Origin of the sequence: Algibacter lectus (genome assembly GCF_004368925.1) — a bacterium.
GTDB lineage: Bacteria > Bacteroidota > Bacteroidia > Flavobacteriales > Flavobacteriaceae > Algibacter > Algibacter lectus.
On the sequence record NZ_SORL01000009.1, the window covers coordinates 31,506 to 46,826 of the forward strand.

Annotated in this window: 11 protein-coding genes; 3 read left to right on the plus strand and 8 right to left on the minus strand. The window is 32.7% G+C overall.

What is annotated here, in order from left to right; genetic code table 11:
* Positions 1-93: 93 nt before the first annotated feature.
* Complete coding sequence (locus tag DFQ06_RS12775; protein ID WP_133968073.1) at positions 94-516, plus strand: T9SS type A sorting domain-containing protein; 423 nt, start codon at positions 94-96, stop codon at positions 514-516.
* A 182-nt stretch (positions 517-698) separates the two neighbouring features.
* Here the strand turns inward: DFQ06_RS12775 and DFQ06_RS12780 are convergent, their stop codons facing one another.
* Both DFQ06_RS12780 and DFQ06_RS12785 read right to left on the minus strand, forming a co-directional pair.
* The gene (locus DFQ06_RS12780; protein ID WP_133968075.1) at positions 699-1,733 is read right to left on the minus strand and encodes an ATP-grasp domain-containing protein; all 1,035 of its coding nucleotides are present in this window, start codon (positions 1,731-1,733) and stop codon (positions 699-701) included.
* A gap of 3 nt (positions 1,734-1,736) precedes the next feature.
* Positions 1,737-3,116: a phenylacetate--CoA ligase family protein gene (locus tag DFQ06_RS12785; RefSeq protein WP_083415760.1), complete on the minus strand. Its 1,380-nt coding sequence runs from the start codon at positions 3,114-3,116 to the stop codon at positions 1,737-1,739.
* A 156-nt stretch (positions 3,117-3,272) separates the two neighbouring features.
* On the opposite strand from DFQ06_RS12785, the gene DFQ06_RS12790 reads away from it, so the two are divergent.
* Together DFQ06_RS12790 and DFQ06_RS12795 are read left to right on the plus strand one after the other, a co-directional pair.
* On the plus strand, positions 3,273-4,004 hold the full coding sequence (locus DFQ06_RS12790; RefSeq protein ID WP_133968077.1) for a hypothetical protein: 732 nt from the start codon (positions 3,273-3,275) through the stop codon (positions 4,002-4,004).
* Between the two features lie 2 nt (positions 4,005-4,006).
* The gene (locus DFQ06_RS12795; RefSeq protein ID WP_133968079.1) at positions 4,007-4,357 is read left to right on the plus strand and encodes a hypothetical protein; all 351 of its coding nucleotides are present in this window, start codon (positions 4,007-4,009) and stop codon (positions 4,355-4,357) included.
* A gap of 271 nt (positions 4,358-4,628) precedes the next feature.
* On the opposite strand, the gene guaB is transcribed toward DFQ06_RS12795, so the two are convergent.
* From guaB to DFQ06_RS12825, 6 genes are all read right to left on the minus strand, one after another.
* Entirely contained in the window at positions 4,629-6,101 is a 1,473-nt protein-coding gene (guaB, locus tag DFQ06_RS12800; RefSeq protein WP_042495518.1) for an IMP dehydrogenase, read from the minus strand.
* 142 nt (positions 6,102-6,243) lie between these two features.
* Positions 6,244-9,003 (minus strand): outer membrane beta-barrel protein, encoded by a 2,760-nt coding sequence (locus DFQ06_RS12805; protein WP_133968081.1) that lies wholly within the window; start codon positions 9,001-9,003, stop codon positions 6,244-6,246.
* A gap of 75 nt (positions 9,004-9,078) precedes the next feature.
* Positions 9,079-11,502, minus strand: coding sequence for a TonB-dependent receptor domain-containing protein (locus DFQ06_RS12810; RefSeq protein ID WP_133968083.1), 2,424 nt, complete (start codon positions 11,500-11,502; stop codon positions 9,079-9,081).
* Positions 11,483-12,865: an HTTM domain-containing protein gene (locus DFQ06_RS12815; protein ID WP_174564434.1), complete on the minus strand. Its 1,383-nt coding sequence runs from the start codon at positions 12,863-12,865 to the stop codon at positions 11,483-11,485. The genes DFQ06_RS12810 and DFQ06_RS12815 overlap by 20 nt, the downstream gene beginning before the upstream one ends.
* 84 nt (positions 12,866-12,949) lie before the next feature.
* Complete coding sequence (locus DFQ06_RS12820) at positions 12,950-14,047, minus strand: imelysin family protein (protein WP_133968085.1); 1,098 nt, start codon at positions 14,045-14,047, stop codon at positions 12,950-12,952.
* 35 nt (positions 14,048-14,082) lie between these two features.
* On the minus strand, positions 14,083-15,279 hold the full coding sequence (locus DFQ06_RS12825) for a DUF4856 domain-containing protein (protein ID WP_133968087.1): 1,197 nt from the start codon (positions 15,277-15,279) through the stop codon (positions 14,083-14,085).
* Positions 15,280-15,321: the final 42 nt, after the last annotated feature.

Genomic DNA, 15,321 nt, shown 5'->3' on the forward strand with positions numbered 1-15,321 from the left:
TTAACCGTTTATCGTATATTTTCTAGTTAAAACAAAAGGTTATTTCATAAAAAATCAATAAATTTGTTTATCTTATACTACAAAACAGTTTCTATGGGGAAAATCTACACTATAACTCTTATTTTATTTTTCAGTTTCCTCAACTCAAACGCGCAAACAAAAACCGTTGAGCAGGAAACAGAACATGCAACTAGTGCTTTACTTAAAAGTAAAGATGTCGATAAAGAAGATTATACAGCTGCTAAACCTCCAAATTTAAATGAGGTAGCGCTTTCTACAGAAAATAATGTTACAGCTAAACGAGATATCAATATATCTCCAAATCCTTCTAGTCATTTTATTCAAATTTCAGGTTTAAAAAACACCGAGCAATATAGAATTTATAATATTTTAGGAAAACAAATTGCTAAAGGGCTTGTTTCAAATAATGCAACTATTAATATTGAAAACCTTAAAAAAGGTTTGTATTTATTAAAAATCAATAATGCAAATTCTAGAAAATTCTTAAAAGAATAACCTTATATAATCTACCTTAACCGCTAAACTGCTGCTAAATAATACTTAGTGGCAGTTTTTTTTATGTCTTCTAAAAATTATGAGGACATAAGTTAATAAACAAAAAAATCTCAGATAACTTAAATTACCTGAGATTTTTTATTTTATACTGTTAATAGAAAACTGAAATACTTGTTATAAAATTATAGCTCTCCTAAAACAGGAATATTTATTAATGTATCGTGCTTAGCAAACACCATGTTTTCTTTATAATTATTGAAAGCACTTATAGAATTACCGCCTCTAATCCACTCTATATATATTGCAGCTGTATTAATACCTGCTTCATGCGAAAAAGGATAACCTCCTCCAAAACGTGGATTAAACTCTAATACATATATTTTATCTTCATCTACAAAAACATCGCAATCTAAAGTGCCTAAATGTTTTAGTTTTTCTGAAATAGCCTTACCAACATTACTAATATCAATGTTTATTACAGATTTAGCTTTATCGGTTTCACCACAACGCATAGAGAGTTTTTCTCTTGCAAATGATCCGTAATAATTACCATGAAAATCATTCAGAATATCCATTCCGAATTCTTTTCCTCCTAATTTTTCTTGAATTAAAATGGCGTTATTCATATCAATCACACTCGTTTTACCAGCATTAGATCTAGAAAGCTTAATTTTTAATAATTGATAAGATAGCATAAGCTCCTCTTTACTTTCAACAATATCCACACCAATAGAAGCACTACCCCATCTTGGTTTTAAAACCAATGGAAAGTTTAATTTATTATCTTCTAAATCAACCAAAGCTTTATTTAAATCTATATAAGTTTGTGGTGTTAATAAATTATTAGCCTTTAAAAACTGATAGGTTTTCCATTTATCGAAAGCCGTATCAATAACCTCCTCATTAGACACTATAATTTTAGTACCAAAATCTTCAAATTCTTTTTTATGTTTTGATAAAATTGGTAACTCTAAATCATTTAAAGAAATTACGGCAGCTACTTTGTGAGTTTTACAAACATCTTTTAAAAACGAGATATAATTCTCGTCAAATATACTTGGTACGGTTAGAAAAATATCAGCATCAATTAAAGCAGACGCGTTAACATCCATATCTACAGCTATAACAGAGCCGGTTCCGTTTAAGGCTTGTTTAAAGTAATTTATAAGGTAATTTCGTCTACCAGCACAAGTGAATAATATATTGGTTTGGGGCATTTATTATTGTTTGTATAAGTTAACTGATATCTTTCTTTTTCCCGACTTTAGACTAGGAATTTCATCTACATATTGAATGTCTACATGAGCATCTGTACCTATATCATTTTTAAAATTTTCTATTAGTAGGGATTCGCCTTCAAACATTACATTTGTATTTACTTTTATTTCATATTTTTTCTCCTTATGCTGTATGAATTGTAATTGCTTAATTTCAGGAAAATCGTACACATACGCATGCATGGTAAATGGATTTAGCATATCCCCATTGGTTTTATACAAGGCATCCATTTTTCTTCCTTGAATACTTTCTAGTTTAGGTATGTTATCTGTAGAGTTTTCATCGTTTACAAAAGCACCAATATCTCCAGTATCATAACGAATCATAGGCGTTGCCAAGTTATACAGATCGGTTATAATGATACGTCCAATAGTACCATTTGGAACGGGCACATCGCTTTCCAAATCTAAAATTTCAACCACATAACTCGCCCAATTTATTCTAAAAGCATTATCATTTGGCATTTGCTGCGCTATTATTCCGTTTTCAACATTAGAATAGCGAGATACTGTTGGAGCCTTAAAATAGTATTCCATTTTAGATTTCACCTCTGGACTCAAGCCTTCAGCGATCGCTATTATAGATTTTATATTACAATCTAGAGGCTTTGCATTCAAAGCATCTAGTGATTTACAAATAGATTCAAATCCCGAAGGGTAACCAATCCAACCTTTAGGCGATTTATCTTTTTCTAAGCGATCTACCATAGCCTTAACATAAGTATTGTTTAAATCGCTAACATCAAGTTGCTCCGTGTTTTGCAACCAAGCAATCATTTTTGGCTTTTTATAATAAGCCGCCCATAACCTTAGATATAATAATTTTTCTCCAAGGGTGTAGCCTGCCAATTTTGCAAAATATAGTGTATCGGCTGTATTTCTATTTTTTTTTCTTTTAGTCTGAAAGATTGAAAAAGGAGATCCTGTAGATCCACTTGTTTTTACAGGAAGATAATTGCTTTCCTGATCTTCAAAAGTGATATCATCAAAATGATCTTTAATGATGGATTTATTTACAATAGGAAAATCTGAAAGACTTTTGTAATTTTTACAGCCTGAATAGAACGTAGAATTATTTACAACAGCATTGAGCAAATTGTCTAAAACCGGTTTTTGATGCTCTTTTAATGACGTAAAGGATGTATAACCAAATATCTTTTCGATATCCTGAAAATCCTTTTTTACCTCTCCACCTTTTAAGGCATCTATGCTCCAATAAGCAAAATTTCTAAGCGTGTTTAAAATCTCCATAAGTCTAATACACAAAGCTTTAAAAATAGGTCTTTTTCCGGACTCTATTATCTCTATATAAATATTTACCATATATTTAACAAGCTATCATAGTCGTAAATAATCATTTTTTATTACTGAATAAATTCAATAACTTCGTTTTAATATTTTATAATTAATTTATAGAATTACGACTACAACAAAACACTTATTACAAGTCTAAGATTTAGGCTAATCAACTTTTAATTAATGTTATACATTTCCTTCAATATATTGGATACTTTAAAGTTTAAAGACTTTAAAAATCTACATAAACATATGGTTAATGTGCGGAAACCTAATTATGAGTTTCCAGATGATTCTCCCAAAATTGATTGGGATAGTAAACACACGCAAGAGGAAGTCGATATAGCTGTAAAGGAATTAAGCGACTACCTAGATATAGCACCAGAAATTCACAGGCGTAGAGCTTTTATTCCTGATTATGCCATCACGTATTTAGAAAAATATATTAACGCTGATAACGCTAAATTAGAAGCATTAGGTTTACAAAACGTAGATTCTATATTCAATTATTTAGAATATGGATTTGAAGTCGATATCGACAATTTGGAAAAGCTTAATGCAAATAGTGCTCTTATTAATTTTTCTACTGGTAATTATCCTTTTGGAGGTATTGAACGTTTTATAATAACGTTAAAAGCCTTCGGGTTAAAAGCTACAGAATGTTTTGATGGTTTTGTTATTTCTAAAATAGAATGGCTTTCTGATATAGAATATAAAACCACCGAACTACCAGAAAAAACTAAAGCGTATTTACAACCAACGCATTCAAAAAACAAGACAGCGCTTATGGAGCTTTTATCTCATTTTTTAGCTAGCGAAAAATCACTATACCTTGCTGCGGGAATTATTGGTATTATTTCGGCCGTTGTAGGATTACTTTTATATTATTTTCTAATCATAAAAGTTTTGCCGTAACCTTGATTTTTATAGGACTCATAGAAATAGCTGCTATGGTTCCTGCTTATTTTAAATACCAACAAAAATTTGACGACAAGGTTTCCTTTTATGAAACCGACCAGATAGCTTTTGCTCAATCTGAAATTGAAACTTCCGAAAAGGCTCTAAAATCTTTCTTTTGGCTAAAATTAATTTATGGCGGTTTAATTGTGATGCTTATTTTGGCCATGTCTTTTATTAGTCCAGAATCTATACTCTTTGGGATATTTACAGCGCTTATTTTACATCTTGCCTTTGCGATTACTATAGATAATTTTGGAGAAAGATATACTAAAACTTATTTAACTGAATTACAATCGGTGGAGTTTTAAGAGGGTTAATAATTTACACATTTCCTGTTAAAAACAAATACCACAAACTAGCCTGCGTTAGGGATTGATGCGGCATCCTTTTTTTTACTTCTAACCAAACCATGATTAAAAAGAAGTAAACCTCAATGTTAAAGTTTAAATTACTTAAACAAAACCAACCTTAAAAAAGATATAGCGGAAAGCCCGACCCTTTTCGGGTAACGCCCAAAATAATACGCATAAAAAAAGTCCAACCTTTCAGTTGAACTTTAATTTTATAGTACTGTTTATATTACCTTGAATAGTTTGGTGATTCTTTGGTAATGGTTACATCGTGCGGATGACTTTCGTTAATTCCACTTGCTGTAATTTTAACAAACTGTCCTGTTTCTTTTAACGTCTCAATATCTTTAGCTCCACAGTAGCCCATACCTGCGCGTAAACCACCGATAAATTGGTGAATACTCTCGTATAAATCGCCTTTGTAAGGCACACGACCAACAATACCTTCTGGTACTAATTTTTTAATATCGTCTTCTACATCTTGGAAATAACGGTCTTTACTACCTTCTTTCATAGCCTCTACAGATCCCATACCACGGTAAGATTTAAACTTACGTCCTTCGTATATAATGGTTTCTCCTGGAGATTCTTTTGTTCCTGCTAAAAGCGACCCTAACATCACGGTATCTGCTCCTGCTGCAATAGCTTTAGGAATATCGCCCGTGTAACGTATACCACCATCGGCAATTACCGGTACTCCGCTGCCTTTAATAGCTGCTGCTACTTCTAGAACTGCAGAAAACTGAGGAAAACCTACACCTGCTACAACACGTGTTGTACAAATAGATCCTGGACCAATACCAACTTTTACAGCATCGGCTCCGGCTTCTACTAAATATTTAGCAGCTGCGCCAGTTGCAATATTACCTACAATAACATCTAGGTTTGGAAATTTTGCTTTTATAGTTTTTAATACAGAAACCACACCTTTTGTATGCCCGTGCGCAGTATCGATAACTACGGCATCTACTCCGGCGTTAACTAATGCCTCGGCACGTTCTACAGCATCTGCAGTAACACCTAAAGCGGCAGCCACACGCAAACGACCATATTGATCTTTGTTTGCATTTGGTTTCTGACTTAATTTTGTAATATCTCTAAAGGTTATTAATCCTGATAATTTAAAATTATCGTCTACAATTAATAACTTTTCAATTTTATGTTCTTGAAGTATAAGCTCAGCATCTTTTAAAGAAGTTCCTACAGATGCAGTAACTAGTTTTTCGCTTGTCATGACTTCGCTAATGGCACGTTTGCCATTATGCTCGAAACGTAAGTCTCGATTGGTTACTATACCTTTTAATGTGCCATCTTCTGCAACAATTGGTATACCGCCAATACTATATTCTGCCATGTATTTTTTAGCATCGCTAACTACTGCAGTTACAGGTAGGGTTACCGGATCGATAATCATACCGCTTTCTGCACGTTTTACTCTGCGCACCTTTAAGGCTTGCGCCTCTATAGACATGTTCTTGTGTAGCACACCAATACCTCCTTCTTGCGCCATGGCAATTGCCATTTTACTTTCGGTAACGGTATCCATTGCAGCCGAAATAATAGGGACGTTAATGGTGATGTTACGTGTAAATTTTGTTTGAATACTAACTTCTCTAGGGAGTACTTCGGAGAACGCTGGAACTAAAAGGACATCGTCGTAAGTTAGCCCTTCTCCTACTATTTTATTTTCGTGTGCAGTCATGTTGCAATTACTGTTATAATTGCGTGCAAATCTAAGCATTTTTTTCGGTTTAAATTAGCTTTATTAAGATGAAATCCTTAATAAAGCCAATTCTTAACATTTAGCTCATAGACTGCACGGCATATTAAAAAAAGCAGAGATATTATCTACCGCGTCTTCCGCCACCATAACCACCTCTTCCACTTGGACTATCTGGTCTCACATTCATGTTTTGCCCTGCAATTCTACCAAATTTATAAGAGAATGTTAGCATAAAATATTGCTCTAAAATTTTGTTTTCTATATCTTGAATATAGGTTTCGGTAACCGAACGTCTGTATCCATTATTCTTACCTAAAATATCGTATCCTACAAGGGTTAATGTACCTTTATTATTCCAAAGTTGCACACCCAAACCTGCATTCCAAAATACAGCATCGCCATCAAAAGCATCTCCTACTCTACTGTTATATTGGTATGCTATTTTATTAGAGAAAAAAGCATTTTTAAAGAAAAAGATAGAGGTATCTAATTTTAAATTCTGAACAAAATATTCGTTATCATTAAAAGCATCCGTATCATACAAAGTTTCATTTACAGAATAGCTATAATTAATTCCGAAATCGAATTTGTTATTATAAGAGTACTTAAAACCTACAGAAGGCTTGTAAACGGTATTTTTTCCAGAAAATTTCACTCCATTCTGAATAGAAATATTGTTATCGTATGATGCCGCAAACTTAGCACTCATATTAATATTTGTGTTTTGACTGAAATATGATTTAGAAATAGAAGCATTACCACTAAGCGAATAATCGCCGTTAATATTATCATAGGTGGTGTACTTAATTAAATCGGCATCTGTAATAGTCGAATTAATAATTTTATCTTCTACAAACTCTGCTTTTGTTTCTGCATTAATGGTAATATTATTAAAGGCAATATTGTTTTGATATCGGAATCTTAAATTATGACTTAAACCTGGTTCTAAATCTGGATTTCCAGTGTAAATATGCGTTTGGTTACTTACATCAGCAACAGGTTGTAATTGTGTTGATGATGGCAAATCTACATTTTGATTATAATCTAAAGAGATATTTTTATAGCCTTTATCATCACGATAACGAATTCTACTTGAATAAGTTATGTAATCGAATTCTGCATTAAAATTTCTTTCAGTAATTAACTCATCGGTATATTTTCTAAAAGTATTTGTATACGCACCTTCTACTTCAAACCTAAAATCTTTATACTCGTATCTAAACCTTAATGCAGGCTTTAAGGTTGTAGTTACATATTTACTATCAAAACTTTGTTGCTCATTAAAATCGGAATAATCATTATCTATTTCATTAAAATCGAAAACGTTTTTCTCATTTTTATTATGGTAAATAGTAGCGCTATACTTTGGTATAATTCTGAAATTAGTAAATAACTCTTTAAACCAATACCCATTAAAATTAATGTTTGAGGTTGAATTATCTGTACTTCTAACTTGATCTTGAATTTCCGTTGTATTTCTTTGATACAATATATTTTCTGAGTAATTTTTAGAATCACTCTCTGAATTATCAAAATTGGTGCTTAATTTAAGATTGAAAAAATCACGTCCTTTTCCTGTTCTCACAATAGCTCCTATGGTATTATCAATGCTATTACTAATAGAAGTCGATTCGCTATTGGCATTATAATCGCTAATATCTTCGCCATCGTTAGATTTAGATTCTGTAGCAGAATCGGAAAAAGAATCGCTAGTATCTCTATTAAAATTAAGTTCGTTAGATAGCTGTATTTTATTGTTAGACGATTTATTTTTTGAAGGAATAATAAATTTTAAATCCAAATCGCCACTATGGTTATCACTATCTGTAGTGCTATTACTTACCGTTTCGGTGGTGTAATTTAAGTCTGGCAAAAAGTTATCTCTAAAACTCAAACTACTATTATCTACATTATTTGCGCTGTATTTATAATTTGCGTTTACACGAGTTTCGTTCCATTTTCCTTTGGAGTAATTGGCTCCAACAAAATCCGATTCTACATAACCAGTACTAGACTTGGCATCTGGCAAGGCCGTAAAACCACGGCGCATATTTATATTATTGGTTCCCGAAATAAACCCAATTTGTTTACCATCTATCATTTGGAATAAGTTGGCATTGGCCTGATATTTATCATCGGTACCTACACCTCCATTTAAATCACCAAAAAACGCTGTATTCTTACCTTTTTTAATTTTAATGTTAATCTCCTTGGTTCCCGAATCGGACTCTTCACCTGTAAACTTTTGTAAATTGGTTTTGTAATCGGTAACTTGAACTTTACTAATTACGTTACTGGGTAAATTTTTAAGAGCAATATCTCCCATTTTTTCACCAAAAAACTCCATACCATCCACATTAATAGCTTCCACCTCTACGCCATTTACCGTAATATTTCCGTCTATATCAAACTCTACGCCTGGCAGTTTTTTAAGTAAATCTTCTGCACGATCATTAGCCAACGTTTTAAAACTATCGGCATTATATTCAATAGTGTCTTTTTTAATAACAATTGGTGGAGCTTTCCCTATAATAGAAACCACATCTAATTCTTCTATTTGATCGGATAAGGTAACCGTACCCATATCAAATTTATTTTCCGTAGGCACATCAATATCTTTAGAATACGGTTGGTAGCCTAAATAAGCAACATTAAATAAAAGTTTCGTTTCTTCTTCTGCATTAATATTTATCGAGAATTGCCCTGTTTTATTAGTAATACCATAAGCCATGGTAATACTGTCTTTAAGGCTTTGTACATAAACTGTGGCACCTTCTAAGCTGATGGCGTCCGGATCTTTTACTTGGCCTTCTAAAGTAAAACGTTGAGCAAAGAGCGTAGTGCTAAATGCTAATAAAAGAAATAGAAATAATTGTTTCAAACTGATTGGTTTTTGCTTGGTTTAGTTTTAGACTAAAGCTTTTACCAAAGGTTTAAATCAAAATGACAAATATTTTTAAAATTTAATTTGAAGTGTGGTATACCAATTTCTTGGCGATGACGGGATAATTCCCGGTCCTGGATAGCCAGTAGCTCTACGTGTAAAATATGCGTTATCTAAAACGTTATTTACTCCTGTTTCTAGTTTGAAATTTTTATAACTGTAAGAAAGCGATACATCTAAAATATCATATTCAGGTATTTCACCTACAACACCGCTTTCACTAGCCTCTATAGAATTTGTAGCATCGGTAAATTGACTACCTAAATAACTATATTGAATATTAGCCAATAGGTTTTTATAACCACCGTTAAGTCCCATTTTTAAATTTAAATCAGGAACAAACTCTACTTTATTTCCTTTAACACCTGCTTTTTCAGAATTGGTATATTCCGAATTAATAACCGATGTATTTATAAAATAATTAAGCTTAACATTATTATTTAAGTTGAAAATTTTCTTCAAATTAAAATCGAATAAAGATTCTACGCCATACATTACAGCATCTCCAATATTACCACGTTCATTTTTAATACTTCCATCGGTATCTACAATGGTTACAAAACCAATTCTTTTTTTATAAAACAGTCCAAAAACACCCAAATCGTAAGACACCATATTATTGAAATTCCCACGAATACCTAAATCGGTTGTAAAACCTTCTTCATCGGTAATATCCGGACTAATTAAAAACGCAGGATTGTCAATATTTATATCAGAAAACGTAACCGAACGGTAATTTTGGGATACATTTCCATAAGCTTCAAAGTTTGTGTTAGGCTTATAACTAAGCCCCAAACCTAATAAAATAAACGAACGCTCGAAGTTTTGGTTATCTTCAACCGTTTCTTCAAAAATAACATTGCCAGCAGCATCGGTATTTATGTTTTTATAAAAACCATCACTTTGGGTTTTTATATATTCAAATCTAAAACCTGGTGTTACCGAAAACTTATCGGATACATAAAAAATATTTTCACCAAAAACAGAAACGTTTAAATTAGGTAAATCGAATTGCGACTGGTTTGGATAATTAGGATACTCGTCGTTGGTAAAGTCAAAATCTGGACCAATACCATCACTAGCAGGGCCTTGTTCTTGATAGTTATCGGCTTTGTAAAATTTAGATCCAATTAAAAACGTAGCATCCTTATTAAATACTTTGTATTTGGTAAGCAAACGCGACTCAAAACCAAAGTTTTTAAAGTCACCTTTAATTAAATCGCGTTCTTGGTTAGAATCTACCTGACTTACTCGGTTGGTTCTAAAACCTAAAGCATCACGAGAGGCATTCAACCCAAAAAAGTTAAAAGTAAAATTTGTTTTATCAGAAAATTTATGATCTAATTTTAGATTATAAAGCAACCAATCTACCTGAAACCAGTTTCTAGCACGGTTACTTTGGTACGGATCTTCGTTAAACATAGCATCCGTTAATCCGCCAGCTTGTTGGGCTAAATAGCGCATGTAGGTTATCTCGCCTGTTAACTTTGTTTTTTCGTTAAATTGATATCCTAAATGTGCGAATACATTTTTAGATTCAAACTCAGAATTTGGACGAAATCCATCTCCTTTTTTATAGTTGAAATAACTGTAATAACTCCATTTGTTTTTGGTACCACTAACACTTGTGAAATTGGTGTATAACCCATAACTCCCCAAGGTAAATCTACTAATCACTTCTAGAGGTTTATTCGGGTTTGGTTCTTTCATTTTAAAATTAATTAAACCTCCAAACTGCGTTCCGTATTGTAATGAAGCCGCACCTCGAATCACCTGAATTTCTGATAAACCCTCTGAGGCTGGTGTATAATAACTTTCTGGATATCCTAAAACATCCGCGCTAATATCATAACCATTTTGTCTGGTATTAAAGTTAGCCGTACGGTTTGGGTCTAAACCACGACCACCAATATTTAACTGCAATCCAGCATCGTCATTTTGGTAAATATTTAAACCTGCTACCTGACTATAAATTTGTCTTGCATTATTAGATGCTAAATTTGCCATAGACTGATCTACCAATACCACTTCCGTTTTTTTACCGGCATAAATAGCAGTGCCCTCAACATCGTTTAAACGTTTTAATTCGAAAATGCGTTGCTTACGTGCTGTAATTTCAACTTCAGATAAATTCTGAGTTAAATCTTTTAAAGTAATATTTAAGGCTGAAGCGTTTTCGGTTTGAATGGTCACTTCTTCCACCGCATATTCAAAAGAGAAAAACACCAAGGTTAGTTCTTTTTTAGCAGTTTCAAACTTGAAAAACCCAGAATTATCTGTAGTTGCAAGAACTCCAGATGTTTTATCGTAAACTTTTACATCGGCCACTGGTGCATTTGTTTTCGAAAAAGTAACCCTTCCAGAAACGTTGTGCTGTGCAAAACTTAACGCACTAATTAAAAGTGCTAGTATAATTTTAAAGTCCTTTAATGTCATCCTTAAATGGTAAAATCCAGTGTTTTGGTTTAAATGATTCCTTTTCCGCGTACAAATCTACGGTTTTATTGATATATGGAGCGCTTAATCTGCCATTTAATGCCACATAGCTTTCAACAAAAACCTGAACATTGTTGTGTCCTTGCTCCGTAAAGTGATCGCCTAAATAATGTGCGTATTCCAAAATAAAATCAGGTTGAAAACTCATTTGTTTTTCCTGAAAAGGGGTTAAAAAATCTTTATTATTCACGTAAAAAAATCGTCCTGTATCGGCATCGACAATCTTAAACGTTGCGATACCCATTTTTTCCATAAGCATAACGCGCCATGAAAAGCGATACCCTTCTTCGGTCCAAAATAGTTCGTTTGGGTATGCTAAATAACGAAACGGAAATACCAATTGAATACTGAAAAACAGCACAAATAATGGAATAATGAGCGATTTACGTTTAAGTTGAAACTGGGAATAAACATTTAATTTGCTTCCTTGCAATGATGGTTTCCGAAGAGATAACGCATTTAATAGGCGTTTTAAAAGCCTTATAATATTCTGATGAAAACTAGCATCGAAAAATATTAAAGTAGATACAATCATGATAAACGGGAACATACCAATAGGAAATAAAACCCGAGTAAACACATGAAAAACAACTACCAAAACAAAGGCAAACCAGCGTGTTTTTTTGTACAATAATAAAAACGGAATACACAAATCGTATAGCATACCGCTCCAGCTCATTACGAAATGAAACCAGTTTTGTTGCATGAGGTTTTCGCCAATAAACGGTAAATCATATTTTGAAGGCAACCAAATTTTTAAAGGCATGGCTTTAAATAACCAATCGCTATTAAGTTTTGCTAAGCCAGCATAAAAATAGACAATTCCTAAAAGGAGTTTTATGCTATCAATAGTCCAATTTGGAATGCTTTGATACGTTTTTCTTCTGAATATATTATCTACCGAGAAATGCGCATTGGCAGGAAGAAAAATCATTATAAAACTCAATAAAGTAATAAAGTAGTAATGATTTAAATAGGTGGTTTTATCCATTAATTCAATGTAAGTAAAACTTAAAAAGAATGTAATAATGGCTATCCTATATTTAAAACCCAAAGCCACAAAAAGGGCTGCGATACCGCAAATTGCAAACAATACATAGGTATAAACGCCTAGTGGTTTTATAAATTCAAATCCAAAATACGTAAAATGAAACTTAGGTTGTATATACAGTAAATCGATCCAATCGTTATACCAAAACCGAACTATACTTAAGCACATCATGATACCAAAGAAAACACGAAACACAGCCAATGGGGCTGCGCTTGTTGTTTTATTTAGATATGTACTTATATTCAATCTCATTAAAAATATGCCCTTTGAATTTAGTGATACGCAAAAAAGGTTGCCTTTTTATTAGACAACCTTTTTAGTAATGTTTATATGTTTTTAATCGCCATCGGCATCAACATAGTCGACGCTCACATTGAAAGCTTGTAGCATATCTACTTTTAATGATACTACTACTAATTGTAAAGCATCATAAGCTTCTGTCATTTTAACATTATCGCTATTTACTTGTGAGTAAAAATTATCATCTAAAAGATTAACTTTTGCTCTTGCGGCATCTATTCTTGTATTCAATAAAGTACTTAAATCGGTACGTTCCAATTCGGTTAAATAGGTTTTAAAACTTTCGCCAGTAGCACTAGTACTATAATAAGTACCGTTTAATGTATTTTGAAAAGCTGCTAAAGCCTCTAAAGCTAATGTTTTTGAAACTTCTTGATTATAAAAAGCTTCTACTTTTTCTGGTAACGGATCTGTTGAAAAAACACCTCCTGGAATTCCAAACTTATTCGCTCTTAAACTTTTTTCGAAGTAAAAGATATAATCGTTTACAAACTTATTTAAAGAACTCGTTACTGTATTGGAAGTCGAGCTAACAAAAGTTGCACGGTAGCTAGAAGTCCAATCTGTTAAAACTGTTTCGGTTAAGCTTTCCATTTGGTTTACTAAATCTGATAAATAAGCCTTATACTTATCATCTTCATACTTAGTTAAAATAGCAGCATCACTATCTGCAACACCGTAAAGCATATAATCTACAGCAGGAAAACCAACGGCATCATTATTATTAACGTGCGTTAAATCGGCATTTCCAGCAGAAATATTAGCTTCAACATCTGTAGTAGAAACCGGATAGATATTCATTTGAAAACTATAGGTTAACTCTTCAGCTTTACCAATATTGAACATTTCAACATGTTGCCAAACTTTATAAGCTTCTAACCAAGATGCTCTTAAGTTATCTAAATTAGTTTGATTTGCATCGGCTATAAAAGCATCCTTATCTGCCGTTAACGTCGTTAATTTTTCAGACAAATCTTGATATGCAGGAATAATGATATTATCTGCCAAATTGGTTAATAAGGCGCCTCTATCAAAATTATCGGGACTTACCGATGGACTATCATCAGATGATGATGAACTACATGCCACTATAAATGTTAAGGTTATTACTGCTAAAAAAATCTTTTTAATCATACTACATGTTGTTTTAATTCTAAAAACTAAAGTTTCTAGTTAGAGGCTTCTTCTGTTGTGAAACCAAATTTAGCAGAAATCTCATCTGAAATTTCATCTAAAGTATTAGTCGTAACATCCCAGAAACCATTACCTTCCATAAGCTCTTCTAAATAAGCATCTACTTCTGTTTTTGTTAAATAAGGTGAATTTGAATTTGGTTGTCTGGTAAACTGAAGACTGTAAATAAATCCGTAAGCTTCTGATAATGCATGAAATGCAGATGCATTATCTACACCTAAATTATTTTTTCCTGATTGTAAATAGTACACCGCTCTAACTGCTGGTATTACTGAAATATTTTCTTTAATAATCTCTGCTTGTGCATCACGAACTGTATAGTTGTTAGCAACAATTGCAGCACGACCTAATATAAAAGCATTGTATATTTTAGAAGCGATACCCGCAAAATCTTCGTCTGCTTCAACGCGATCTAAATATTCACTTAAAAACTGATCTACATCTAAAACAGGGTTAGCAGCGTCTGCTTCGTTTCCGTATAAATATCCGAATGCTTCATCCCATTTATGCTCCATAGAAGTGTATGTTTTACCTTCTTCTAAAACCTCACTATCATTATCTGCAATATTTGTACCTGCATCTAAAACTGCTGGACTTAAATAGTTGTTAAGGATTTGATCGATCATTAATCCACCAATTAAACCTTTAGCAAAAGCTTGGTTATATTCTAATCCTTTAGCATTTAAATAACGGGTTGTTCCACCACCAGCTTGTTGTAAAGCACCTGCCTCTCCAGCTGCTGCTGTAAAGCTCCAGTTAGGAAAAACATCATTTACTTGTGATGCAATCCATCCGTCAAAATCAGCTTTAATTTCGTTAGCTTCTGTAGTGTTAGCAGAGAAAAAATCTGTTGAAGCTGCTACTTTACTACGCACACTTTTATCTGATGCGTTTAAATCTGCATCACTAAAATCACTTGCTCCTTCTATATGAGCAAACATAGCGTCTAAAGTCTCTTCTGTGTTTGTTTCAACTTTTAACCCAGCAACCAACTCTTCTGCCATTAAAATTCTTGTGGTTTGTCCACTATAACTTACCGACGAATTTCCATCTCTTAAAAAGGTGTATGTTGTTGGTGCTTCTACTTGAGAAGTTTGTCCTCCATCATCATCACTTGAACAAGATTGAAATAATGCTGATGCTACAAAAAGACTGAATACTATTTTTTTCATTATAAGTTATTGTTTTATTTAGACTTATTACAAATAATTTTT

Coding starts and splice junctions, on each gene's coding strand:
- guaB (WP_042495518.1), bottom strand. CDS start 6,101: ATGACTGCACACGAAAATAAAATAGTAGGAGAAGGGCTAACTTACGAC.
- DFQ06_RS12775 (WP_133968073.1), top strand. CDS start 94: ATGGGGAAAATCTACACTATAACTCTTATTTTATTTTTCAGTTTCCTC.
- DFQ06_RS12810 (WP_133968083.1), bottom strand. CDS start 11,502: ATGACATTAAAGGACTTTAAAATTATACTAGCACTTTTAATTAGTGCG.
- DFQ06_RS12785 (WP_083415760.1), bottom strand. CDS start 3,116: ATGGTAAATATTTATATAGAGATAATAGAGTCCGGAAAAAGACCTATT.
- DFQ06_RS12780 (WP_133968075.1), bottom strand. CDS start 1,733: ATGCCCCAAACCAATATATTATTCACTTGTGCTGGTAGACGAAATTAC.
- DFQ06_RS12825 (WP_133968087.1), bottom strand. CDS start 15,279: ATGAAAAAAATAGTATTCAGTCTTTTTGTAGCATCAGCATTATTTCAA.
- DFQ06_RS12815 (WP_174564434.1), bottom strand. CDS start 12,865: ATGAGATTGAATATAAGTACATATCTAAATAAAACAACAAGCGCAGCC.
- DFQ06_RS12790 (WP_133968077.1), top strand. CDS start 3,273: ATGTTATACATTTCCTTCAATATATTGGATACTTTAAAGTTTAAAGAC.
- DFQ06_RS12820 (WP_133968085.1), bottom strand. CDS start 14,047: ATGATTAAAAAGATTTTTTTAGCAGTAATAACCTTAACATTTATAGTG.